Raw genomic sequence first — 23,486 nt, forward strand, 5'->3', positions numbered from 1 at the left:
ACTGTTATTCAAATGTCTTTTTACACTCAATATGTCTGTTTTTATTCTCAATTAGATGTTTTCTCTCCGTAATTTCCCTCTGTGACAGTTAGGGGGCGGAAGGTGGGATGTAACTTTGGGTATTGAGTTAAAGGTGTGGCGGGATAAAAAACGCGATCCCCAAACTGAGGGTATTGAGCAGTTAGAATCCTATTTAGGGCGTTTAGAGTTAGATTTTGGTTGGTTGTTTGTGTTTGATAGGCGGAAAAATGCTCTACCAATGGAAGAACGTTTATCAACTGAGGTTGTGGTGACGGAAAATCAACGTAGGATTACTGTTATTCGGGCTTGAGTATTTTGAATGATTGATTTCGTGTTTGAATATTGCTAACAGATAAGATTCCGGTTACACCCTCACTGATAGGTCGCTGTTGCTTCCCTGATTACTTCTAAAACTTCTTTCGGATGCGAAATCATAGGAAAATGACTTGATTCCACAGTAACTGTTTTTGCCTTCATTCGCTCAGACAAGTCACGCTGTAAATCAGGCGGAACCGCCTTGTCGTTTGTTGCTAAGATATACCAGCTTGGTTTATGTCTCCAAGCGGGCAAACTTGCCTTCACTTCTGTTAATGATATAGATGGTGTTGTTTGAGTCACATGAATTAATGCCTTTCTTTCTTCTGAGAGATCACTTGCCAAAACTTCATCAATACCTTCTTTAGAAATCCAAACAAAACCATTTTGCTCTTGAAAATGCGGTGAAGGAGAACCATATTTACTCATTAAATCAATCATGGATTCACCAGCATCAGGAGCAAGTGCCGCAATATATACCAAACCAGCAACTCGTTCGTCATTGCCAACTATAGTAATAACGAAACCGCCCCACGAATGACCAACCAGAATACATTTCCCTTCGATACGATCTAAAGCACGTTTAGTCACAGCAATTTCTTCTTCTAGAGATGTAAGTGGGTTTTGCACTGCAATAACTTCATAGCCTTCTGCCAGCAGCGTTGGAATAATCTCCCTGTAACAAGAGCCATCTGCCCAAAAACCGTGAACCAATAGGATGTTTTTAATTTTGCTCATAAATATTTGTATAAATACAGTATTAATTGCAAAGCATTGATTTTCTAGGTAAAGTTTAACATTCACATCAACTCAGGTTGTAATAAAGTCGCTTTTCTCAAATATATTTAACGGTGAAGTTATGAGGTGCGTTACATTCCATTAACGCACCCTACAAGATAGCACTGATGCAGAATTAGGTGTTTTTGTTATGTGTTTTATCCATCAATTTCAACTCTTCAAAGGTTATTGATTTCCTTTTTGAAAAAATAGAAATTGTAAGTGCTAACTCTTTAGGAATTGTAAGATTATCAGCATCAGCCTTACCGGATAATAAGATATCTTGGCTCATCTTACTACCAATGTAGAAAGAATCTGAACAAATATGTCTGCCAGGCTGCAAGTCTCCAAAATCAATTTTAATCATCTTCCCTTCAAAATTATTTTCAATGTTTACATCTCCAGGATTTTTATGAATGGATCGAATACTTTTTAAAAATGTAGCGTTTTCAAATCTTTTTTTGTTCGGGCGTAGTGGCAAGTCAGATTCTTCAAAGGTTAAGATTTCACCCTGGTTCGGAACTGTCAGTTCAACGCGCACATTTTTGGCAGCAACTTTGCCAGTGTTTTTAACAGCTAATCGCACAGGTTGACAAAGCCGACGAACATACTCATAGTCAGCTAGCTGGCGATAAAAATTGGAATTAACCTGATCTAATATGTTAGATTGCCATAATTCATTCGTGGGACTAGGCAAATCAGGAATTGAATACTTTGATGGCATTTCGTAATACTCAGATTTCCAATCAAGTGAAGAACCTATAAGCATTCCAGTTTCTATATCGCAGAACTGAACGAAGAGTAAAGCATCTTCATGAGATGATCCTATTCTCATTGTTGCGATCTCATCAGGCAATGCAGGCTTTGTAGGATCAGTAGAACTTCCCCTGCGAACATAAACCTCATTTTTTTTAAGCTTTCCGTAATCACGCTTCAAATAGATAGGCCGTATTTGTTCTTCAATACTTATGATGCCGATTTGCTTGCCTTCAAAACAGAATGCTTCATATTGAAACTTCACTGGATAATTAGTTAAGTTGTGGACAAACTGTTGAAGTGCATGATCTTGTAAATGGTCATTTGGAGAAATGCCTATTATTTTTCCACGACCACCTCGAATATCTTCTACCCCAATAAGGATGTATGCAGTAGTTCTACGCCAAGCGTTGGCAAAACCTAAAATGTCTTTAAGTAACTCTGACTTTTCTTCATCTGTTGCTTTTGAAAACAAATACTGCTCTTTCTTAAAGTCAAGAGTGTTTCCTTCTTCTTCATACAAAAGCTGTTCAAATTGATCCCTGTCCATAGCTTATCACTATTTAATATCCATATATTAACAACTTTTCTGAACAATCAGCCGTATGACCTAAATTATCTGCTATGACTTTCATTCTTCCATAACTCATACGTAAGTCCTAGTAATATTAGAAAACATCAGCCTAAATAGACTCAGAAAACCGAGCAATCTTCTGTTGATATATCCAAAAAAGACCACCCAACACTGCCATCAAAACACCAGCCAAACCATAAGTACCCGACAGTTTTATCGCTTGGTTCAGGGGTTGAGTGACGATGGGCGACAAAAATTGTCCTAAGAAAATACAGGTTGTTAGTCCACCTAAAGCCCGCCCTCTCAATGCGGCTGGAACTGTGATTGTAGTCCATACATTTAAGTTTGGTGTGAGCATTCCCAGACCTAAACCTGCGGGAATTAGCACTAATAAAATGAGGTTATAATTTCCCACTAAGCCAATTCCTATATATCCTAATCCTACCAAAACAAAAGAAATAGATAATATTTGAACATAACTAAATTTCTGTTTGATTTTGCCGTAGTTCATAGAAGCGATCGCTGCAAAAAGTGTTACCAAGGCGATCGCCAATCCACTTTGAGAAGCACTCGCTCCTGATAACTGGGCTAGATAAAATGGCAGTTGCACAGGAATCATATAAAATACAATCTGCAAGATGAGTGCAGAACCATAAATTAAACCCAGCAACTTGAAAGGAGTTTTTACCTCAGTTTGCTCAACATCTGGAGAACTGATTGATGTAGATGGGTTTTGGGTTGAATTAGAAGCAGGTTCATACAGCGCCCAAATAATGGTAGGTAGTAAAAACCAGGAGAACAGATAAATCAGAAATGGAAAGCGCCAGTTGATGTCTGCAATAAACCCACCCACAGACAAAAAGACCACACCGCCCAGAGACATAAACGCCGCCTGAAGTCCCATAAAGCTAGAACGGCGATCGCCTTGGTAATAATCAGCGATCAGTGTTGTGGCACTCACCATAATTCCAGCTACAGCAAGCCCTAAAAATGCCCTTCCTGCCAGCATTTGGAATAGGGAGTTGAGAACAAAACCTGAACTTCCAGCTAGTCCATAAAGTAAAGCTGAGACAATTAATAGGGGTTTACGTCCCAGAGTATCCACCAATTGTCCCGCAACAGGCGCACCAAGAGCAATCAATAAAGCTGGAGTTGTCAGCAACAAGCGTACCCAAAATTCTACATTTTCAACATTAGCAAAATGGTTTTGCATGGCAGGTAAAGAGGGCGCAATTGTCGCTCCAGCCATGATGGTGAGGGTGCTGGTGAGCAGCAGTGTGAATTTAAGAAGCCAGAAGTCAGGATTATTTTTAGTCATGTTTAAAGGGTATTTAAAAAGAAAAAACAGTGCGGATTGTACCGGTCATAATCGTGCCGTTGTCAGCTTGGTTTCCCGGATTCACAATCACTTGAATCAAAGGTGTAATGCGAATATTTTGGTTAACAGGAAAGTTATAAAATGCTTCAAAATTGGTTTGGGTAGCGTTGCCAATATCACTTTCAATAAACGGTTGCCCCATAGCGATGCCAGCGATCGCACCTTCCTGGAATAAATCAGGAAAAGCCAGTCCAAACATCCAATAATTAGGGTTAATATCTCCCACAGTGGTATCAGGATAGGAACTATAGCCGTATCTGCCAAAAATCCCCACGCGATCGCTCAAGGCCAATTCTCCATTAAACCCAATTGCTTGAAAGTTACTCCCGAAAACTTCACCGCCGCTATATTGCAACCGTAGAGCTAGGGAGCGATTTGGTGCATACTCTAGTTCAACTACCCCCTGATAAGGATCTCCAAACAATCCACCTTTTGCACCTCCCCCCGCACTAGGAAAGAGTCGAATATCTTCAGAACCACCACCTCCCAAACGTTGTTGATTTTCGGGTAACTGATTGGTGGCATCTCCGGCAATATAAACGGCTCTGACAGAAAAAGCCCCAGCACCTGGATTCCAGTGCAACGCCGCTCCAGCCCCCCTTTCTCTGGGAAGTAATACGAAGTTTCCCACAAAGGCTTGAGTGGAAAAATCCTGAAAACTCCGCTTGGCATAACGGTTGTTGTCTATATAGTCCGACGCAACCATAGAAGCTCCCACAGTGGCTGTTAAATCCTTAGCGGGTCTGAAGGTATAGTAAGCACGAGCAAGGCTGAGTTCTTCCCGTCCTGGAATGGAAAACTCTAAGGTGCTGCCTAAATTTGGCTCTAGGAAACCTGCCGCATTATCATCAGCCCCATTACTCCCCGCCACCAAACGGACTTGCAACAAATCAGTGCCAGTAAAGCTGGTGTTGAGATTTAAGCTTGCCCGGTAGATAAAAGTAGCTTGGGGTTGTGCAGTGGTAATTGTCGCACCTCTGGGGGCAATCATGCGATCGCCTGTAAAACCACCTGCATTCACCGCAAAAATGACTTGACCACTGAGTTTAGTGGTAGTGGAGAATTGATTACTCTCTAATTCTGTAACATCATTCTCCACTTTGTTGATTTGCTGCCGTAATATGGATAATTCTGGAGCAAATTCAGCTTGCAGTCGTTGTATAATCAACCAATCTTCTTGAGTAATAAAATCTTGGTTTCCTTGCTGAAAACGCTGCTCTAACTGCTGTAACACCATGTTCAGAGCTACCGCAAAAGCATTTCGACTCCAACCCTTGCCATCCTGACGACTAACATCAAAATTCTCATCCAGGACAAGACCATATTGTTTAGCTAGTGACTGGAGTGCTTGAAATGCCCAATCATCCGGTTTTACTCCTGAGAATTGACTCACAAAAGGAACTGAACAGAAATTAGAGTCAGTGGGATTGGGTTCTACTGTGGTTAAACATTGAGGTGGTGAAGATGCGATCGCGAAGCGCGACCTAGGAATCGCAGTTATTTCTGCGGTTATCACTGTCATTGCAACCATACCCAGCCTCAACAATAATTTAGGTTTCATGGGAGGTGGGAGTAATGACAACATTGGAGCTATAGATATGAGGTGCAACTTTAGCGATCGCTTTGTTAAAATCCTGATCATGCAGGTCTCGAAATCGGGGAATATCCCACAGCGCTTTCAGCCTATCTGGATTATCCCAGTGAGCGATCGCTGTAACTGTTGTACCATCATCACTTTTTAGTAAAGTGGCATCCATAAAGCCCGGTTGCTCTTTCACCACCTCGGTATAAATTTGATGAATGCGTTCAAAGGCTGTATCCTGCTGACCAGGATTGACGGTAAACACATTAACAAAGGTAATCACTTGTAAACTACTCCTCTCAGAACTGGTGAAAAACTCAAGCAAGATTTTTTTAGGACTTCGAGTTACTGGGCAAACGACGACCCCAGGGTTTGAGTACAGAGATAGCAATGATAATTAAAAGGCAAATTGTTTGAATGATTCCGCCCCAAATAACGGCATTAGTGTCTAAAACATAGAGGGGATTTTCTAAAGCTTTCAGGCGTTCTGCTTCAGAAATTGCCGTAATCGCATTAGTCCAAGGACCGAGCCAGAAAGTACCAAACACAATCAGAGAAATCGTCAACAACCATTTGGTGATCACCCAATAGTGTTTCACAAATCCCCAAGTGGTCAGCCAAGACAGTAGAAAGCCTGTGAACAGTGACAGAATGGCGGTAGGAATAATGACAAAATCATCTAGAAATTTGACCATTTCATTGACAGCATAAAGAGCATCGCCATCGGTGGTGTGGGCATTTTTCAGACCCATGATGACTAAGCAAAGAGCAGTGCCAAACCAAATACCCACAAAGGCAACGTGAGCCGAAACTAACCAGTTCTTCTGTTTGACATCGAGTTTGAAAGCTTTTTTGGAGGGAATATCTGTAGTTGAAGTCATGGTAAAAATAGGATAAATTCAGCACTATTTAGAGGTTAAATGTTTTTAGTTTTGCCAGTAGGCGATCGCTCTATGGAAGCTGTATTTAATCTACAAGTGATACAAAATCTAATAAATCTGGTTAAATGAAATTGACTATTCCATACATGGAACAATTGTGGAAATACCGGATTTAAATGCCTTGGTGGTGTTTGCCCATGTCGTCAAGCAAGGCAGTTTTGTGGGGGCAGCACAACGCTTGAATTTACCCAAAGCAACCGTTAGCCGTCGCATTCAACAGTTAGAAGATTTTTTGCAGGTTAAGCTGTTAGAGCGATCAACAAGGGTGGTGCGACTGACAGAGATTGGAAAGCTATACTACGAATATTGCGATCGCATCGTGGCCGAAATTGAAGAAGGAAATGCCGCGATTGATGAGCAACAGGCAGAACCCCAAGGTATTCTCCGCACCAGTGCGCCCAGCGCCTTTACTCACCTATTTCTCAAAGATTTGATACCTGAGTTCCTCAGTCGCTATCCCAAGATCAGGCTGAATCATTGCATCATGAATCAAGAGGTGAATCCCTTACAGGAAGGATTTGATATCTCCATTAGAATTGGACGCATAGAAGACTCACTACTCAGGATTCAGCCATTGGGTGAACTTTCTCGTCAGTTGTTTGCCAGCCCCACTTACTTAAAGCGTCACCATACGCCCCGGACTCTCGCTGAACTGGGCAATCATGACACTATCATTACTGGGAACAGAGACAGTCCCCATTGGGAGTTGTGCCACAAACTCACAGGTAATCAAACCATTGTACTTAATCCCCGTTGTTGGATGAATGACCCTACAATTGCTTTTGAAATGGTATTAGCTGGGGTGGGTATTGGCTTATTACCAGTTTTTTTCTGTATCGAAGCCATACAATCGGGAGCATTAGTCCCACTGTTAGAAGATTGGTGTGCTGCTCCTGTTCCTCTCAGTGCTATCTTTCCTACTACGCGGGAGCGATCGCCCAAGGTTAAAGCATTTCTTCAATTCCTACAGGAAAACTTGCAACTTTAACAATTAAACTCTTGTGGGGTGGGCATCCTTGCTCGCCAAAGTTCTTGTACATTGCAATTGTTAGGCATTATCTTGATGCTTCAGAAAAGGTACTAAATGCATCATAAAGTCACGCTTACCTATTGGCGCTCCTGCCATACGTAGGATATTGTACGCCGTTGTGATATGGAAATAAAAGTTGGGTATGAGAAAATCATCTACATAGGAAAGTCCAGATAATTCCACATATAGCCCTTGTCCAAGATCGATCCGATGGAGTTCTGACAACTTAGAATCAGCAACATTGATACTTGCTAACAACTCCTTAGTTGATGAAATATGACCACGGGCCTCAACTAAAGATGGGACATTAGGGTTCAAGTTGTTTGCCGGCTGTCCTAAGCACCACAATGCAAAGTTACGGGGCTGATTGCAAACAAATGCTATTTGTGTGCTGAAAGGCAACATATCGGGTGCAATGCGACGCTGCAATATAGACTCTACATTGTCTGTGAAATGACTCTCTGCTATGTCTAATAGATGACTCAAGGTATCCAGCCTAGAACTGAAGATATTTTGTAATCCTATAATCTTCTGATTTTTCATACAATTTTACTAAAACGACTTATACCAATTCTCCAAAAGCAACCGACACATTTGTTGGGTTTCGTTCTTCAACCCAACTTACACTCTACCTATTCTTGCGATCAAAAAACTTAACCAAACCAAAAATACCAGCATAAGATATGGTCAAAACGATCAATCCTTTGATTATTAGATCGAACATCAAATAGAAAATCCAAGAGAACATCCAATACAATAAATCTTGAATTCCACGAGCAAACATTTTATTGCAAGTGTCTCCAGTCCCTCCACATGCTAATACCGCAGAGTGACTTGATAAACATATTCCACTTACCAAAATTCCTATTACCCATAGCTTAAAAGGAAGCGGCTTCAGATAGGAAAAAGTTTCCCGATGAAGTTTGGCTAAATATGTCCTGAATTTTTGACTCATAAGACGCTCATAATCAAGGTTAAGTTGCTTCTTTTTTTGGTTAAATAGGGAGATAGAGGGATTGTTAATAAACTTCATCCTATAAACCAATAGCTAACAATACAATTTTTTTGGCTGCTTTTTCGCAAGCTTTTTCTTGATTTAGCTCTAAAATGCCTTTTAGGGCTTCTCTTAGACTTTCAAAATGTACCCTTAATCTTTGGAAAAAGGAACTTTTTTCGAGAATTTGATGTTTGTTTTGAGCGTTCAGAATACAAGATAAAAATTATCCGAAGTGATTAGCGATATCGCGTTTTTCAAAGATGTTTAACGGTAAAATTATAAGGTGCATTACATCTCATTAACGCACCCTACTGGCATGTCAAGCCTAAAGTAGTGCATTATCAAAAAAGTTGAAAACATTGATTTATCTCGATTTCATCCAAAATCTATGGAGTTAAACTCAATGAGTGCATTATTTAATTTACTCGAAAAAATTAAAACCAAACCAGGCTTATATTTGGGAACAGCATCTATCAGTAATTTACGGATGTTTATTTTGGGATATCGCTTTTCTCGCTCTGAATTAGGTATTACTAATACTGAAACTGAAAGCGATTTTTATAAAAACTTTCAACCCTGGCTACAAAACCGCTTATCTATCCATACCGTTAACGCTTGGGATAAAATTATTTTACTTACCTGTATTGATGAAAAAGCTGCATTTGATTACTTTTTTCAATTACTAGATGAATTTATCCAAAGAGACAAAAGCCAGGATATTGAACCAATTCTGGCTGAACCATCTTCTAAAAATTCTCAAAAAGCTGCCTGAAGAATAACACAATTATTTTTTCAAGTGCGATCGCCTTCTCATTTTAACCTAGCAAGGATCGCAGTTAATAGTAGTTAAGGAAGCACAAGAAAATGGAACTTGAGCGATCGCACTCTCGCGCACTGCCAAAGGCAATCGCATTTCTCAAAGATGTTTAACGGACTCGTTAGACCTTACCTCACAGATCGCTTATGATCAATGTATTCTCGTATGTCTGGGAGTTTAAACTATGTCACTCGCTGAGTTAATTCCTCTGGTTAATAATCTGAGTCACTCAGACAAATTATCACTCTTCAAACTCCTAGCCAAACAAATCCCAGACGCTGAACTACAAGTTATCTTTTCTGCTTCAGAGTATCCCATTTGGTCGCCCTACGACGCAACGGAAGCTACAAACATTCTCATGCAGATGATTCAGGATGGCCAAGAGGCATCTACTGATGGCTAGTACAGTGGAATTTCCCTTTAATGATGATGAAGCATTACCCACAATTCCTATCATTCTGAGTTATGCAAACTCTTCTATTTATACGTTCGCACTACATCATAAAAATTCCTGAAAGAGATTATCGAATGGTTCTGTATTTTTCCAACGATAGGTGTTAAAGTCTCGATAATCAACTGACAAAATTCGCCCATGACCTAATTCTTCTGCCAAGATAACGAGAGAGGAATCGGCTAAATCCATCGGTAAGTCTTTATATTTTTCCATCAGTTCTTCAATACGCTGGCAATGATGTAGTTTCAGATCAAAGATTTGTAGCTTTCCTGTATAAATTTTATGAATAAAGATTTTTGGAGCATCTACTCCTACTCTTTTTTGTAATAGATAGCACGTTTCCGTGACGACACACCAGGTTGTAATAAATTGCTGATTAGCTAAATCTTGAAATCGTTTTTTGGCGGCTATATGAACTGCATCTTGTTTATTGGCAAGAGCTAACCAAAAGCCTGTATCAACTATGATCATATTTTTGGTTAAGTTCACGTTCTAAGTAGTTTTTATAGTTTTTTGAGAGGTCTGTTTCAGCTTCTATGCAACCGATAAAGTCTGACCAGTCTTGCAAGGAATTTTCTGAAGATTCGTTTTGATTGAGAAGATAGCGTTTTTTAAGGACTTCTACGAGTTCGACTATGATTTGTTGTGCATCGGGAGGAAGAGACGCAATATCTTGTTGAATTGTATCTAAGTTCATAATCTGATTTTGCTGTTTCTCTGATTATAGTTTAGCGAAAAATGTTTTTACTAAACCAATGAAATAAGATGCGTTACATTGATAGCTTCGCTCTCTTCGAGACGCTCCGCGAATGTAGTAGGCATCGCAGTGTTTGATGAAAACCTGTCCCAATCGCTGTTTTCAAATATTTTTAACAGCAAATCTAACACCTCTAGACTGCGATCGCTTGCTTACAGTCCACAATATCGGTACTTTTCCAGGAATTTATTTGTGGATTAATTAGCAATTGTTGTGAGGAAAGCACCCTACAAAATCTGCGATCGCACTACAGGATTGGCGATTGCACTTCCATCTCGTCTATAGTTGAGTGTTCTTTCCAGAATAAAGGGGACTGCGATTATCGTTGTGTTGTAACCACTTATAATAGCCATCTATTTCCCGTCCACCAAGGTTTAACGCATACTCTACTCCAAACAAGGCAACAACAATATAAAACTCAGAAGAATCAGTAACTAAAATATCGTACTCATGCAGTACTTCAAATGTTTCACCTTCTTTTACAAAGAGGAAATCAGGTGGATAGATTGAACGGCAAGAATATGGCCAAACACGTCCAGGCGTACCGATTCTTACATATGAACGTAGTTCATTCAATTCTGGTTTATCTACAATTTCATCTAAACCACCCTCAATATCAATAAGACGAGATGCTAACGATTCCAATCCAACTTTAGCTAGAAACCGTGAAATAGCATAATCATCGGGTAGAGAAGCAACAGGAATTATAAGTGTTCCATGTTTCTGCTCTGTTACAGATTTAATCCATCGCGATTCATTTTGACCTAAAGCAGCACCTATACTAGTTCCATCTTCATTTGGTCGCTTCATGAATTCAATCAGTGTATGAGATTGAAGATGGATGCCACTAATTGTTGGAATTTTATTTCTTTTGCTTGGAACAGACATATTGAAACGCTGTTCCTTGAAGTAAGGTGAATCTAGCAAAGGCTTTTCTATTTCACGAGCGATGTAATTGTTACATCTATCACACACAACGCCAGGTGGTAACGTGTGCTCCTTATTGCCAAATGATTCAGGAATAATATGTTCTCTTGAAGTAGATGAGGAGGACTGACACTTGCAGAAAATACAACGCATAACGCTATCTAGCAAAAAACTCAATTTCAGGTAGGTCTTAGCTCGATGTTATCACAACAAAATAATCTTTATACCCACGTTGTTAACCGTGGTGCTAAACCTTTTCGCAGTCCTCTAGATTGTTAAACATTCTCCAACAATTTCAACTTTTCCACCTCCAACCTTAACGTTTCATTTTCCATCCTTAACGCCAAAATTTCATTCTTCTGCAACTCAATTAACGACCTTTGACTAATTACCTCACCAAAGGCTTTTTTCCTATTTTCAATTCCAAACCATCTTTGATAAGTCTTTGTATGTTCATCAACAGTATGACCTAAATTATCTGCTGCGGCTTTAATTGGTATTCCCTGAAGATGCGCTCGAATCGCGCAGGCGTGACGCAAATCGTAGGGTTGAAATTGAATTCCCACTTTTCTAAACCATCTGGATATATCTCTCCGCATCCAATTAATATTTTGTACCGATGCAATTTTTTCAACTTTTCTTTCTAAAATATTTAATGGTTTGGAATTTCTTAAATCAAATAATTCTATCCATTCAGGTACAAAGGGAATAACTTCTCTATATCCAGTTTTTGTATTTTTATTCACTTTCCAAGTATGGTCTATATTTTGGGTAGACATCCACCAATTAATATCCGGTTCTACAAATAGTTCCCTTGGTCTTAACCCAAAAGTTGCTAACATGCCATATACCCAACGCCACATTTCCCAGGTGTCTATTTCATCACTAATGTTGGTATTTTTGCGACTGAGGGCGAATTTTTCAAACATGTGAAAAGCAGATATGATTTTTTCATCATCAGGTATTTCTCGATAAGCAGGGGTGACATGATCTCGTTTGACATCAAGTTGAAATCCTAAATTAAAAGTTTTAATCAAAACAGAAGTTACAGCAATTAGTTCATTTTTTTTATTACCCTGAACCGAATTAATAATTGCTTCAATGTTTTCTTTTGTGGCTAAATGGGTGAGAGGAAAGTTTCTTTTAATTACAGATAGATAATTAGCAAAAGTATTTTGACTAGTTATGGTTTTCTGACGGGTTTGATAATATTTTTCTTCAAATGTATCTAATAATTCCCCAATTGTTTTTATCTCTTGTTTCTCTCTAGATTTAATTCCTAAATATTTCTCATTCCATTGGAAAGTATGACGAGCAATTAATTTACCTAATTCGTAACTTTCTTCAATGGCTGTTTTTAGTCCTTCTAAATTCGCAGGTATTCCTAGAGACAAATCATACTGTTTTTTCTGCTTACCTACACTGTTATCACCTGGTTTTAGGGGTAGGGTAGCTCGTAATTGGAGAGAATTGCCAGTTTGTTTAATGGTAACTCTTATTCTCTCTCTTTTTAAATTAGTATTGGCTTCGACTAACTTCTGTTCAAAAACCGCTTGATAATGTAATTCCGTTGCTTTTATTTTCGCCATTGTTCCCCTATAGCTGCCATCTGTGGTGTTCTGCGGCTCAAAATCGGCAAACATATCTGCGAACCAGTCCCCTGAGTCTGTATTCGCATCCTCATGTAGAGATGGGGTATCTGTTTCCGATATTAACTTTTGGTGGTCGCAATTACCCTGATTTTGCCGACTCATTCCCTAAATATTCCCTTATTTATAAGCTGCAATGGCGAAAATAAAATGTTCTGAATGAGCAAAGTTATTTCACGAACTAAGTTTATCAGTAACATTTTCAGGATATCACTAGTTGTCATAGCAGTTATATGGTGCCTGGTGGTGTGATGTGCGCCCCCACTCTGACTGACATTACTCGCGCTTGGGGTATTCTCGAATATTTCCGCACTAATTGGTTAGAACCAGTTTGGTTAGGTTGTTCTTTGGAAAGATACGAAGAAATCCAAAGCTATGACGACTTTATGAATTGGTTAGATGAAGATGTCAAACATCGGGAATCTGATTTAGGTTTATATTGGCGGATGGGTTTGGATATCGGTTTAGAGCGTTTTGGTGGTGGTGTAGGTAAATATGTAACTTGGGGATATTTACCCCATGAGGATAGATACAACAAACCCACTATTGAGGGTCGTAACGCTGCGGTAATTATGAAAAGCGGTGTTTACGATAGCTTTAGTGATAGCCATACTTTGATGGATCAATCTTTTGCCCGTGAGAATTTAAGCCATTCTTGGTATGATGAAGGAACTCAAGATTGGCATCCAAGCGATCGCACCACATCACCCACCATCAACAACCAAAAAGACTTTAGCGGTGCGTATTCCTGGGCAAGTGCCGTCCTCCACAAAGACTTCGGACGTTTAGAAGCAGGCCCCTTAGCCCGGCAGTTAGTTGCAGGTGGCACACATGGTGAATCTTGGCAGCATTATGACCCCTTCATTCTGGATGTGTTCAAGAAAATGGGAGGGCCAAGTGTTCATGTCCGTCAATTGGCACGGCTTCACGAAATTGTGAAACTATACCGTCAAGCTGAACACTGTTTGCGAGAATTCAAATTAAATGACCCTTGGTATATCAAACCCAAAGAAAAAGACGGCAAGGGTTGGGGTGCCACTGAAGCTGCAAGAGGTGCATTGTGTCATTGGGTGGAAATTGAAGAAGGGAAGATTAAACAATACCAAGTTATTGCCCCTGGTACTTGGAATATTGGCCCCCGTGACGGTGCTGGTAAACGCGGCCCCGTTGAAGAAGCATTAATTGGTACACCGATTGAAGACCCAACAGACCCGGTAGAAGTGGGTCATGTTGCCCGTTCTTTCGACTCTTGTTTAGTGTGTACAGTTCATGCCCACGATGCGAAAACCGGGAAGGAATTGGCACGTTTTCGGACAGCTTAGTATTTTTATCACGCAAAGACGCAGAGAGATTTTCTTTCTGTTCTTTGCGATTTTTTTAAATTGCAATTACTAATTACGAATTATAAATTACAAAAAATCTTAAAACATTGGGATAGGCTGATTGGAAATGAGTGATTACTAATTGAAGATATTGATTTATTAGTAATCCAAAATCTCAAATCTAAAATTGGTACTGCTTGTGTCTGATTTAGCATTATATAAATATCTGCCTCGTCTTTCTGAGGAAGCACTAAAAGAATTTGCAGAATGGTGTATTTTAGAACATGCGAAAGTTGCGGAAATAGAGTTTACACCTGATGCAGCAAAGTTAGCTAATTTAATACCCAATGAATATATTTGGGAATTGATTGACCAATTTTTGAAGGTTAAACCAGACCCCATTCGTGCAGGTTTAGTTTTACCAATTGCTGGGAAAGAAGCTGATGATCATGGCTTAACTGGTTCTGCCATTATGGTTGATTTTATTTCCCTATATATCAAATATTTGATTCCTAAGGATGGTTCGACTGGAGAGTTTGCTGATCAATTACTAGCTGAAGCATCCAAAACTCAGTATGACAAGTTGATGGAAATTGCTAAAAAACACGGTATAGATTTATAGATTTTTCGGTGGGCATTGCCCACCATATTTTTTATTTCGAGCTAAGTCGCAAAGGCGAAAGAACGGCAAGATTAATGAATTTGCAGTTGACACATAACAAGCAGATATAAGACCTGCTATAATCGTGCAAATACAGTCAGTTCCCGATGCTTGAATAGTAGTCTGGTGTAGACAATTAAAATCAAACAACTATAGCTTGTAAAGGTTGGGGTTAATATTGTTCAACCCAAGCTACTTGAATACATTAACTGACAACGGGAATAATTATTCATTTCTGTTTTTCAGTGCTTCTGCATAACCTTTAACTATTTCCCTGTCTGGTGATTCAGCAAGAATACTAACTATTTTTTGTTCACCATTATATTCAACTTTTCTCTCAATTACCGTTGCACTAAAGGAAAATTCTCGATTCTCTATAGAAGGAATAGGTGAATTCTCTACCTCAGCCTTTATCCCAACTCTTTTTGTAATTTTGAAGGAATCACCCTTTTGATAACCAGGATCTATTTCTGTTGGTCCCTCAATAATTAGTCCGCCTGGTTCTAGAGAATCAATATGTATAAGCAATATTACCTCATAAGTGGTTTGAATAGACATATCTTGTTCACTTCCCCTGGAGTTAAATTTTAGTAAATCACTACCCAATAGTATCACGCTTAATTATTTATGTGCTTAGACATTTAATCTTTGCAATTAATTGTGACGAATATTAATTATTTAGATGCGCTACGCAAACTTTTTATATAGCCATCTCTAGAAATTAAATATGTATTTTCTACCGTTGTAGAGACGTTACATGTAACGTTTCTACTTTTTCACCAGGTGTCTAATTGTTGCTATGTGAGAAACTTATTCCATCACATCAAACCATACAGGGGATAAATCATCAACACGCCCATTGTAATTAACTGTAATTTCCTCACCTTCCCGAATATATCGATAAGCAATTACTTCAATTACCTGTTCAGCGAACTTTTTCACATAAAAAGCATTGGGATGGTAAGAGTGATTAAAAAGTGACACAACTCCTAAAGCTATTGCCCCACTTTCTCCATGCCACCCAAAATAATAATTAGTGAGAACGGTCTTGGTAATTAACTTCACTTGCTGCTTAGGAATCACAATTACAGCAGCCTTTTCAATTACTTGACTTTGAGCATAATCTTGGGCAGCAAACACACCTCTGCCTTTAGTTTCTGTATCACGAACTACAAGCATAGTAATGAAAATTGCACTCTGAATAACCTTCACAAATATTAATTTTGGGGTGCCAATTTCACGAGTTTCATGTTATTATAAATATCCCATGATAACGATAATTGGCTGCGGAAATCTGAATCGGAATGATGATGCCGTAGGCGTAATTATTGCCCAACGCCTACAACAATATCTCTCACAAAATCCTCACCCCAATATCCGCGTTTTTGATTGTGGAACTGGAGGCATGGAAGTGATGTTTCAAGCTAGAGGAAGTACACAGTTGATTATTATTGATGCCAGTTCCACTGGTTCAGAACCAGGTGCAGTTTTTAAGGTTCCTGGTAAGGAATTGGAGGCTTTACCGGAACCTAGTTATAACTTGCATGACTTTCGGTGGGATCATGCTTTAGCAGCAGGGAGAAAGATTTTTAAAGAGGACTTTCCCCAGGATGTGACAGTGTATTTAATTGAAGCCGCAAACCTGGATTTGGGGCTAGAATTAAGCCCGGCTGTACAAAGTTCTGCTAACTTGGTATTTGCGGAATTAACATCAATGATTAACGCAGAATCTTGATGTCACTTTGATGTTTTCTAGTGTCACCTATTGTCAAGGTAAAACGCGAATTTAGGCCCAATGACGATATACAGGCAGTTCATCTACTCGCATTTCAAAGGGTACACCGTTATCGGGGGGACAAACGCGGATTTTGGCAGTGGTGACAATTCCATACAACACATTGGCCATGGGGACTATGTTTTGCAAGACTTGCCAGTTAGTAACCTGATCAGTACATTCAATCACCAAGGTTAAAATGCTGCCGTGGTTTGTCGCATACCATCGACAATTAGACAACAAACTCCGCAGAGAGCGATCACACCCTTCATAAAAGTATTTACTGATGGAATGCTCTAATTGTTGCCGCAAGATTATATCTGCCGATGTTGCTTGCAGGGGGTGGAAATCATCTTCATTTCTGGCCATCATACCTGAACTTCCTATTTACCTATTGCCATGGCATAAAGTACATCTTTCTTGGTTCCTAGAAATGCTTGGGCTTCATCATCATAAAAAGCACCAATACCGCTACAATCTATTCCCCAATAATTGCTCACCAAATAAACTCTGTGTCCCATCAACCCAGCAATTTGCATTGCTGTTTGATAACTTAAATAATCGGACACAAAAAACAAAGTCACAGCGCAATCTTTAGCAATACTTTGGTTAATACATAAATAACCAGTTTGGTTGCTAAATTCACCTGCTTGAATTAAATTTCTACCCTGATATATTCCGGGCAGCATCCCCTCAACTCGATGCACCACAGAGAAAATTTCAATTTCTTCAAAATGCTCACTAGGTATTGGTTGCTTGACATCCTCAAAAATACGCCAATAAGTTTCTTGAGATATAGGTTGTTTGTACAACCGTCGTTGAGAACGGCGATACCAAACACTCTCAAAAAACTGTGTTTGTTGCCAATTAAATTGAGGATCAGCTAATTTTTGCTGGCGACTAATTTGCCCAGAGGTAGCTTGATAAGCTTCTTCAATGAATGAATTCGCTTGAAAATAATCAGTACCATTTACAAAGGGAATTGGGAGTCTTAAGCGTCTAACTTGCTTCTCCTCTGCTTCTCCAGAAATCACACAACCTGTCACAAACTCTTTATTCTCAAACCCTAAATCTTGATTGAGAGTGAGTTTATCAAAATCAAAAATCAGTTGAGTATTTCTGTCATGGAGATATGCAGATGCGGCAATTGCTCCTAAATGGTGGCCGCTATCTAACAAGCAATATCTCAGGCTTCTGTTTTTGTATTTCCAGCTAGACCTATAATAAACACAACTAACTAAAAAAATGAAGCCGTTGATACATTTACCAGGTGTTACATAATTTTCTAACCCATCATCAATTAATTCATAGATGAGAGTTAGACAATTATTCTCAATTTCTAGATGGTAGATGCCATCAATAATTCCCTTTATTCCCCGCATCTGTACATAAATTTCTGTGGGATATAAGGCACCTGCTGAAGGATTCACACGGAGTTGATAGGTGACATCTTTATAGGTTTTCTCCAAAGTGATGGCACTAGTTAACCAGATAAAATTATGAATGGGGTCTTGGCGATTTAATTGCCAACGTCGATAGAACTTTGGATAAACTTTAACGCTGCTAGGTTGGGTAGAAGGATCTACATAGTTGGGGTCAATTTGTACAGATTGGTAAGAATGCTTGGTGGCATGATGATAGGTTTTTCCCAACATCTTACTTGACCGCTTTTTTCAGCAAATTTAAAACTTCTATATTACTAGCAAAATCAATGGCTTGATAATCGTCCAAATTCTGTAAATTCAAATTCGGATTATGCTGCAAAAGTAACTTAACCACTGCGGTTTTACCTGCGGATGCACCATACATGAGAACTGTAGCACCGTTATCATTTTGATTATCTATATCAATCTTGGCGGCTAGGAGCAATTCCATTAAATCGTAATGATTACCAAAACAAGCAAACCACAAGGCATTATTGCCATCATTATTTCTCGCGTTGACATCTGCACCAGCATTTAATAATTCTTTGACAACGGCATATTGTCCTAATCGTGTTGCTTTCATTAATGCCGTATCCCCATTTTCACCACGCTGATTTAAATCCTCACAGTCATAACCATAATCCATCAACCATTGACTAGTTTCTCTACTCAGATTTCTGGAATTTACTGTACTCATAGTTACTTTTGAGAATGGAAAAACGAAAAAGGTTATGGTGGGCATAACCCACCATAATTTAAAACACTATTTGAATGATGAAAACCTCACAGTAGCCAACAAACAATTTCCAGTTGTTAACAACATTAATTTAGTGCTACAATTACCTTAGAGCTAAACAAAATTCTCGAAACATTTAGCTTTCTTTAAGCATTTCTTCCTGACAATAGAGATGCTGAACAAGCTAGAGGAATTGCTAAACTCTGCGGTTTTTGATGACTCAATTAATGTTTTCATCCCAACTTGTCTAGCCAACAGGTTGTTCAACAGGAGTGGGTTTTCGTTCTTCAGAGAATAGCTCTCTAGCAGTTTTTTCTGATCTAGGTAGACCATAAAAAGTAGCTTCTGCTTCTAACTCATCAACGATATCCCACGCTTCCATTGCTCGTTTCGAGTCTGAACCGTAGTTAGCAGAAATTGAGCGAGCTTCTGAGACAGCTTTGTGCAATTCTTTCCGCAGGAATTTTAATTTTGGTTTTTCGACAAAGTTGCCTTTAGTAATAATATCGGTAACAGAAATAATACCTAATAATTCGCCTTGAATAACGGGAGCGCGCCATACCCCAGTATTGGCAAACAAGCGAGCAACATATTCAATATCTAGGTCAGGATTGACGAAAACGCATGGTTTCGTCATTACTTCAAAGATATGCACCCGTTCTGGATCTTTGCCATAAGCAGCAACTTTGCTGACGATATCCATTTCTGTCACCATGCCATAAGCATCACCGCTATGACGAGGTTCAACAACTAATGCCCGTAGTCCTCTGAGTCGCATAAGTTTGACTGCTTCAGCGATAGTAGCGGAACCGCGAATAGTTGCTACATCTTGAGTCATGATATGTTTGGCTCTCATAATTCCTACTCCTTAAGATCGGTTTCGCTTTTTGTGCGAGGTATATCTAAAAAGCTGCTACTTGGTGAGACTAGATTTACTGCTCGACAATTACAGCAATTAGAATTCCCAACCAGAATAATTAAACTCTTTGGAGGTTTTGATTATTCTGTTGATATTAGGAATAAGATTTACGCAGTTGACCAGTTATATGAATTTGATGTTGATTTATCTTTGATTCTGTTTCAGTTGAATTAGAAATCAACAGATAAACTTTGGAATCACTCTGTAATCGCCTCTTGCTGCGTTTCAGTTCACTAGCAACAATTTAGCTTATTTATATATTATCACTCCGATAAGTTTGAATTATGAATGATTCATTAAGATCCCCAGATATTTACCTCTAAAACGGTTTAAAAAAACCTAAAATTGACCATGAATTGGTGGATTATATTTGATTTTTGACAATGCAATATTACAAATTATGTTGTGCATACATAATTTTGCTGCTAAGTAATTGCTATTAAAAAAAGTGGAAGTTTATTTGTTTTCGTTGGGCTTACTTGTTGCTGCTGGCAATGTCCTCTACAGCTTGCAACAGATGCTCAATTTCTGATTCGGTGTTGTAGTGGACTAAGCCAATTCGCACCAAACCACCCGCAGCATCAATTCCTAGTCTGGTAATCAGGTCAATGGCATAGAAATGGCCATGCCAAGTAAATATACCGCGATCGCCTAAAATTTGAGCTAGGAGTTGTGGTGTTTGCCCTTCTAAGGTAATTCCTACCGTTGGTGTGCGTTGAGTAAAGCGGTTGGGGTCAGTGATACCGTAAACTTTCACCCCAGGAATGGCCAATAATCCAGAAATTAGCTTTTTACTCAACTCTCGTTCGTATTGCTGAATCGCTGACATAGCTGCAATTAAGGCTGCACGGCGACTATGGTAGGCAGAGGCTAATTCATGGCTTGGTTGTTCTGGTGAGGTGAGGAAGCGGGGACAATGAAAGGTGGTTAATCCTTCTTTATCCGCATTCATCAAAGCTGATAGTAATTCACTATCTAAAGTAGGAGCAACATGACAACCTAATTTGGCTAGATAGTTAACCGCTGCCACTACTCCCGCTAAACCTTCATGATTTAACGTTCCTGTTTCCCAACGGGATGGCACTGTATCGGGTGCTGGTTGGACTTTATAGGGTGTAAACCGAGCTAAATGTTCTCGTTTCCCATAGAGAATACCCACATGGGGCCCAAAGAATTTGTAAGCAGAACAAGCGAGAAAGTCACAATCTAAAGTATGGACGTTAATAGGTGCATGGGGAGCATAATGGACAGCATCGACATAAACTAAAGCGCCCACACTATGGGCTAGGTGGACGACTTTGGCAATATCATTAATGGTTCCCACCGCATTAGACGCATAAGTAACAGCAACTAATTTTGTCCGTTCATTAATTTGCTGTTCTAAATCCCTCATATCCAGGGTGCAGTCGGTGGGATTAATATCAACTACACGGATATTTACGCCTTTTTCTGCGAAAGCGTACCAAGGGGAAATATTGGCAGAATGGTCAAGACGAGTAACGATAATTTCATCATCGGGTTGGAATTCTTGAGCAATGGCACGACTGACAGCAAAGGTCAGAGTAGTCATATTCGCCCCAAATACCACCTCATCATGATCGCATCCCAAGAAATCAGCGATCGCTGCCCGTGCAGAATTAATCAAGGCATCGGTGCGTTCACTCGTCACAAAAGGCCCGTGAGCATTGGCATTGGAACGGACTAAATAATCGCTCATCCCATCCAAAACTGCACCGGGGACTTGAGTTCCCCCAGGCCCATCAAAATAAATAGGTGGATGTCCATTAATTTTTTGAGTGAGTGCAGGAAACTGAGCACGAATCCATTTCAGATCGAGAGATTCCATAAGAAAATATATCTATGATTTTCATTCATCATAGACGCTTGCACCCTAGCCACTGTTCTCAATCATCAAAATTTGGGGCTTGCCAATTTAATTAAATCAACCTAACAATGAAGGGAAAATTGGCAAAAAGCTGTTAGTTAATAACTAGTGACTTTTGGCCAAACATGATTTCAATCGCAGACGAATTGTGATGAATATAGCTAATTTCCCGTGGTTGACGACTATTATTCTGTTACCAATAGCTGCGTCACTACTGATTCCCATCATCCCCGACAAAGACGGTAAAACCATCCGTTGGTATGCCTTAATTGTGGGATTGATTGATTTTGCCTTGATTGTTACTGCTTTCTATACTGGGTATGATTTCTCTAACCCCGATTTGCAGTTGGTAGAGAGTTATGCTTGGATACCACAAATAGATTTAAAGTGGTCAGTAGGGGCAGATGGCTTATCCATGCCCTTAATTATTCTCACTGGCTTTATTACCACCCTAGCCACTCTAGCAGCTTGGCCTGTCACACTTAAACCAAGGCTATTTTACTTTTTATTATTGGCGATGTATGGCGGTCAAATCGCTGTTTTCGCCGTGCAGGATTTGCTGTTGTTTTTCTTGGTGTGGGAATTAGAGTTAATTCCTGTGTACTTGCTGTTAGCAATTTGGGGCGGGAAAAAACGTCAGTATGCAGCCACCAAATTTATTTTGTACACAGCAGGTGGTTCCCTGTTTATTTTGTTAGCAGCATTGACGATGGCATTCTATGGCGATACAGTCACATTTGATATGCGATCGCTCGCTGCTAAAAATTACGCCCTGAATTTCCAACTTCTACTCTACGCTGGCTTCCTCATTGCTTACGCCGTCAAACTACCCATCATTCCCCTCCACACCTGGTTGCCAGATGCCCATGGTGAAGCCACAGCCCCCGTACACATGTTATTGGCAGGTATTCTGTTGAAAATGGGTGGTTATGCCCTCATTCGCATGAATGCCCAAATGCTGCCCGATGCCCATGCGTATTTTGCACCAGTATTGGTAATTTTAGGGGTAGTTAACATTATCTATGCCGCTTTAACATCCTTTGCCCAACGCAACCTCAAGCGGAAAATCGCTTATTCGTCCATTTCTCACATGGGCTTTGTCACCATTGGCATCGCTTCCTTTACCGACTTGGGCTTAAGCGGTGCCCTCTTGCAAATGGTATCCCATGGCTTAATTGGTGCTAGCTTGTTCTTCCTCGTTGGTGCCACCTATGACCGCACACACACCCTGATGTTAGATGAAATGGGTGGTGTTGGTAAGCGAATGCAGAAAATTTTCGCCATGTTCACAGCCTGTTCCATGGCATCTTTAGCATTACCAGGAATGAGCGGCTTTGTCGCAGAATTAATGGTATTTGTAGGTTTTGCCACTAGCGACGCTTATAGCTCTACCTTTAAAGTTATTGTCGTATTTTTGATGGCAGTGGGTGTGATTTTAACCCCAATTTACCTGCTATCAATGTTGCGAGAAATTTTCTACGGTCAAGAAAACGCAGAATTAGTTTCTCACCAAGCTTTGATAGATGCTGAACCCAGAGAAGTCTTTATCATTGCTTGTTTACTAGTACCAATTATCGGTATTGGTTTCTATCCCAAACTACTCACACAAATGTACGATTCCACAACTGTACAATTGACTGCCAGATTACGTGACTCTGTGCCCACCTTAGCCGCAGAAAAAGAAATACAAAATATTTCTTTAAATGCTCCAGTCATTGGTAATTAAATAGCAATTACCTAATAGAATGACTAAGAAAAGAAAGGGCAGGTACAAAACCCGCCCTTTTTTC

25 protein-coding genes and 3 pseudogenes are annotated in these 23,486 nt (G+C 39.7%); 8 read left to right on the forward strand and 20 right to left on the reverse strand.

Translation table 11 applies throughout. The features are described 5' to 3' along the window. Nucleotides 1–106 precede the first annotated feature (106 nt). Nucleotides 107–331, forward strand: a pseudogene (locus tag H6G73_RS11895) (ATP-binding protein); the annotation flags it as partial. A 62-nt stretch (nt 332–393) separates the two neighbouring features. On the opposite strand, the gene H6G73_RS11900 reads toward H6G73_RS11895, so the two are convergent. The 6 genes from H6G73_RS11900 to H6G73_RS11925 form a co-directional block, all read right to left on the reverse strand. Further along, nucleotides 394–1,140, reverse strand: a complete 747-nt coding sequence (locus tag H6G73_RS11900; RefSeq protein WP_199317708.1) for an alpha/beta fold hydrolase — start codon at nt 1,138–1,140, stop codon at nt 394–396. 109 nt (nt 1,141–1,249) lie between these two features. Further along, nucleotides 1,250–2,419 (reverse strand): AlbA family DNA-binding domain-containing protein, encoded by a 1,170-nt coding sequence (locus H6G73_RS11905; protein WP_190604615.1) that lies wholly within the window; start codon nt 2,417–2,419, stop codon nt 1,250–1,252. A 133-nt stretch (nt 2,420–2,552) separates the two neighbouring features. Next, nucleotides 2,553–3,761 (reverse strand): MFS transporter, encoded by a 1,209-nt coding sequence (locus H6G73_RS11910; RefSeq protein WP_190604617.1) that lies wholly within the window; start codon nt 3,759–3,761, stop codon nt 2,553–2,555. Between the two features lie 13 nt (nt 3,762–3,774). After that, on the reverse strand, nt 3,775–5,343 hold the full coding sequence (locus tag H6G73_RS11915; RefSeq protein ID WP_190604619.1) for an iron uptake porin: 1,569 nt from the start codon (nt 5,341–5,343) through the stop codon (nt 3,775–3,777). Nucleotides 5,344–5,371: 28 nt separating this feature from the next. Next, a complete protein-coding gene (locus H6G73_RS11920) occupies nt 5,372–5,728 on the reverse strand; it encodes an antibiotic biosynthesis monooxygenase family protein (protein ID WP_190604621.1) in 357 nt (118 codons plus the stop codon). Nucleotides 5,729–5,735: 7 nt separating this feature from the next. Beyond that, nucleotides 5,736–6,284 carry a DUF2269 family protein gene (locus tag H6G73_RS11925; protein WP_190604623.1) on the reverse strand — a complete coding sequence of 183 codons (549 nt, stop codon included), beginning with the start codon at nt 6,282–6,284 and terminating at the stop codon, nt 5,736–5,738. A 157-nt stretch (nt 6,285–6,441) separates the two neighbouring features. On the opposite strand from H6G73_RS11925, the gene H6G73_RS11930 reads away from it, so the two are divergent. Next, on the forward strand, nt 6,442–7,332 hold the full coding sequence (locus tag H6G73_RS11930; protein WP_190604625.1) for a LysR family transcriptional regulator: 891 nt from the start codon (nt 6,442–6,444) through the stop codon (nt 7,330–7,332). Between the two features lie 60 nt (nt 7,333–7,392). On the opposite strand, the gene H6G73_RS11935 is transcribed toward H6G73_RS11930, so the two are convergent. Together H6G73_RS11935 and H6G73_RS11940 are read right to left on the reverse strand one after the other, a co-directional pair. Next, on the reverse strand, nt 7,393–7,917 hold the full coding sequence (locus H6G73_RS11935) for a DUF1993 domain-containing protein (RefSeq protein WP_190604627.1): 525 nt from the start codon (nt 7,915–7,917) through the stop codon (nt 7,393–7,395). Between the two features lie 85 nt (nt 7,918–8,002). After that, nucleotides 8,003–8,407: a hypothetical protein gene (locus tag H6G73_RS11940; RefSeq protein ID WP_190604629.1), complete on the reverse strand. Its 405-nt coding sequence runs from the start codon at nt 8,405–8,407 to the stop codon at nt 8,003–8,005. Nucleotides 8,408–8,759: 352 nt separating this feature from the next. Between H6G73_RS11940 and H6G73_RS11945 the strand changes: the two genes are divergently transcribed. Continuing rightward, entirely contained in the window at nt 8,760–9,143 is a 384-nt protein-coding gene (locus H6G73_RS11945) for a hypothetical protein (protein ID WP_242034178.1), read from the forward strand. Nucleotides 9,144–9,372: 229 nt separating this feature from the next. Further along, nucleotides 9,373–9,591 carry a hypothetical protein gene (locus tag H6G73_RS11950; RefSeq protein WP_190604633.1) on the forward strand — a complete coding sequence of 73 codons (219 nt, stop codon included), beginning with the start codon at nt 9,373–9,375 and terminating at the stop codon, nt 9,589–9,591. A 96-nt stretch (nt 9,592–9,687) separates the two neighbouring features. On the opposite strand, the gene H6G73_RS11955 is transcribed toward H6G73_RS11950, so the two are convergent. The 5 genes and pseudogenes from H6G73_RS11955 to H6G73_RS11970 form a co-directional block, all read right to left on the reverse strand. Continuing rightward, nucleotides 9,688–10,113, reverse strand: a complete 426-nt coding sequence (locus H6G73_RS11955) for a type II toxin-antitoxin system VapC family toxin (RefSeq protein WP_190604635.1) — start codon at nt 10,111–10,113, stop codon at nt 9,688–9,690. After that, nucleotides 10,100–10,339, reverse strand: a complete 240-nt coding sequence (locus H6G73_RS11960) for a hypothetical protein (protein WP_190604637.1) — start codon at nt 10,337–10,339, stop codon at nt 10,100–10,102. Before H6G73_RS11960 ends, H6G73_RS11955 begins: the two co-directional genes overlap by 14 nt. 339 nt (nt 10,340–10,678) lie before the next feature. After that, complete coding sequence (locus H6G73_RS11965; protein ID WP_242034179.1) at nt 10,679–11,287, reverse strand: hypothetical protein; 609 nt, start codon at nt 11,285–11,287, stop codon at nt 10,679–10,681. Between the two features lie 42 nt (nt 11,288–11,329). Next, nucleotides 11,330–11,479, reverse strand: a pseudogene (locus H6G73_RS25110) (HNH endonuclease); the annotation flags it as partial. A gap of 122 nt (nt 11,480–11,601) precedes the next feature. Next, nucleotides 11,602–13,080, reverse strand: coding sequence for a site-specific integrase (locus H6G73_RS11970; protein ID WP_190604639.1), 1,479 nt, complete (start codon nt 13,078–13,080; stop codon nt 11,602–11,604). A gap of 116 nt (nt 13,081–13,196) precedes the next feature. On the opposite strand from H6G73_RS11970, the pseudogene H6G73_RS11975 reads away from it, so the two are divergent. Then, nucleotides 13,197–14,297 (forward strand): annotated as a pseudogene (locus H6G73_RS11975) (nickel-dependent hydrogenase large subunit); the annotation flags it as partial. Between the two features lie 199 nt (nt 14,298–14,496). Beyond that, nucleotides 14,497–14,919, forward strand: coding sequence for a hypothetical protein (locus H6G73_RS11980; protein WP_190604641.1), 423 nt, complete (start codon nt 14,497–14,499; stop codon nt 14,917–14,919). Nucleotides 14,920–15,183: 264 nt separating this feature from the next. Here the strand turns inward: H6G73_RS11980 and H6G73_RS11985 are convergent, their stop codons facing one another. Beyond that, nucleotides 15,184–15,516 (reverse strand): hypothetical protein, encoded by a 333-nt coding sequence (locus tag H6G73_RS11985; RefSeq protein WP_190604643.1) that lies wholly within the window; start codon nt 15,514–15,516, stop codon nt 15,184–15,186. Nucleotides 15,517–15,768: 252 nt separating this feature from the next. After that, complete coding sequence (locus H6G73_RS11990) at nt 15,769–16,137, reverse strand: SET domain-containing protein (RefSeq protein ID WP_190604645.1); 369 nt, start codon at nt 16,135–16,137, stop codon at nt 15,769–15,771. Nucleotides 16,138–16,225: 88 nt separating this feature from the next. Here H6G73_RS11990 and H6G73_RS11995 point away from each other — a divergent pair, with 88 nt between their 5' ends. Further along, a complete protein-coding gene (locus H6G73_RS11995) occupies nt 16,226–16,693 on the forward strand; it encodes a hydrogenase maturation protease (protein WP_190604648.1) in 468 nt (155 codons plus the stop codon). 51 nt (nt 16,694–16,744) lie between these two features. On the opposite strand, the gene H6G73_RS12000 is transcribed toward H6G73_RS11995, so the two are convergent. From H6G73_RS12000 to H6G73_RS12020, 5 genes are all read right to left on the reverse strand, one after another. Beyond that, nucleotides 16,745–17,101 carry a hypothetical protein gene (locus H6G73_RS12000; RefSeq protein WP_190604786.1) on the reverse strand — a complete coding sequence of 119 codons (357 nt, stop codon included), beginning with the start codon at nt 17,099–17,101 and terminating at the stop codon, nt 16,745–16,747. A 14-nt stretch (nt 17,102–17,115) separates the two neighbouring features. Beyond that, nucleotides 17,116–18,387 carry a SagB family peptide dehydrogenase gene (locus tag H6G73_RS12005; protein ID WP_190604650.1) on the reverse strand — a complete coding sequence of 424 codons (1,272 nt, stop codon included), beginning with the start codon at nt 18,385–18,387 and terminating at the stop codon, nt 17,116–17,118. A gap of 1 nt (nt 18,388) precedes the next feature. Further along, nucleotides 18,389–18,853 carry an ankyrin repeat domain-containing protein gene (locus tag H6G73_RS12010; protein WP_190604652.1) on the reverse strand — a complete coding sequence of 155 codons (465 nt, stop codon included), beginning with the start codon at nt 18,851–18,853 and terminating at the stop codon, nt 18,389–18,391. Nucleotides 18,854–19,139: 286 nt separating this feature from the next. Continuing rightward, nucleotides 19,140–19,748, reverse strand: a complete 609-nt coding sequence (locus H6G73_RS12015; RefSeq protein WP_190604654.1) for a CBS domain-containing protein — start codon at nt 19,746–19,748, stop codon at nt 19,140–19,142. A 538-nt stretch (nt 19,749–20,286) separates the two neighbouring features. After that, the gene (locus H6G73_RS12020; protein ID WP_190604656.1) at nt 20,287–21,657 is read right to left on the reverse strand and encodes a cysteine desulfurase-like protein; all 1,371 of its coding nucleotides are present in this window, start codon (nt 21,655–21,657) and stop codon (nt 20,287–20,289) included. 190 nt (nt 21,658–21,847) lie between these two features. Between H6G73_RS12020 and ndhD1 the strand changes: the two genes are divergently transcribed. Continuing rightward, a complete protein-coding gene (gene ndhD1, locus H6G73_RS12025; RefSeq protein ID WP_190604658.1) occupies nt 21,848–23,422 on the forward strand; it encodes a photosynthetic/respiratory NAD(P)H-quinone oxidoreductase subunit D1 in 1,575 nt (524 codons plus the stop codon). The last annotated feature ends 64 nt before the right edge of the window (nt 23,423–23,486 follow it).

It is taken from the genome of Richelia sinica FACHB-800, assembly GCF_014698825.1.
In the GTDB taxonomy this organism is placed as follows: Bacteria; Cyanobacteriota; Cyanobacteriia; order Cyanobacteriales; family Nostocaceae; genus FACHB-800.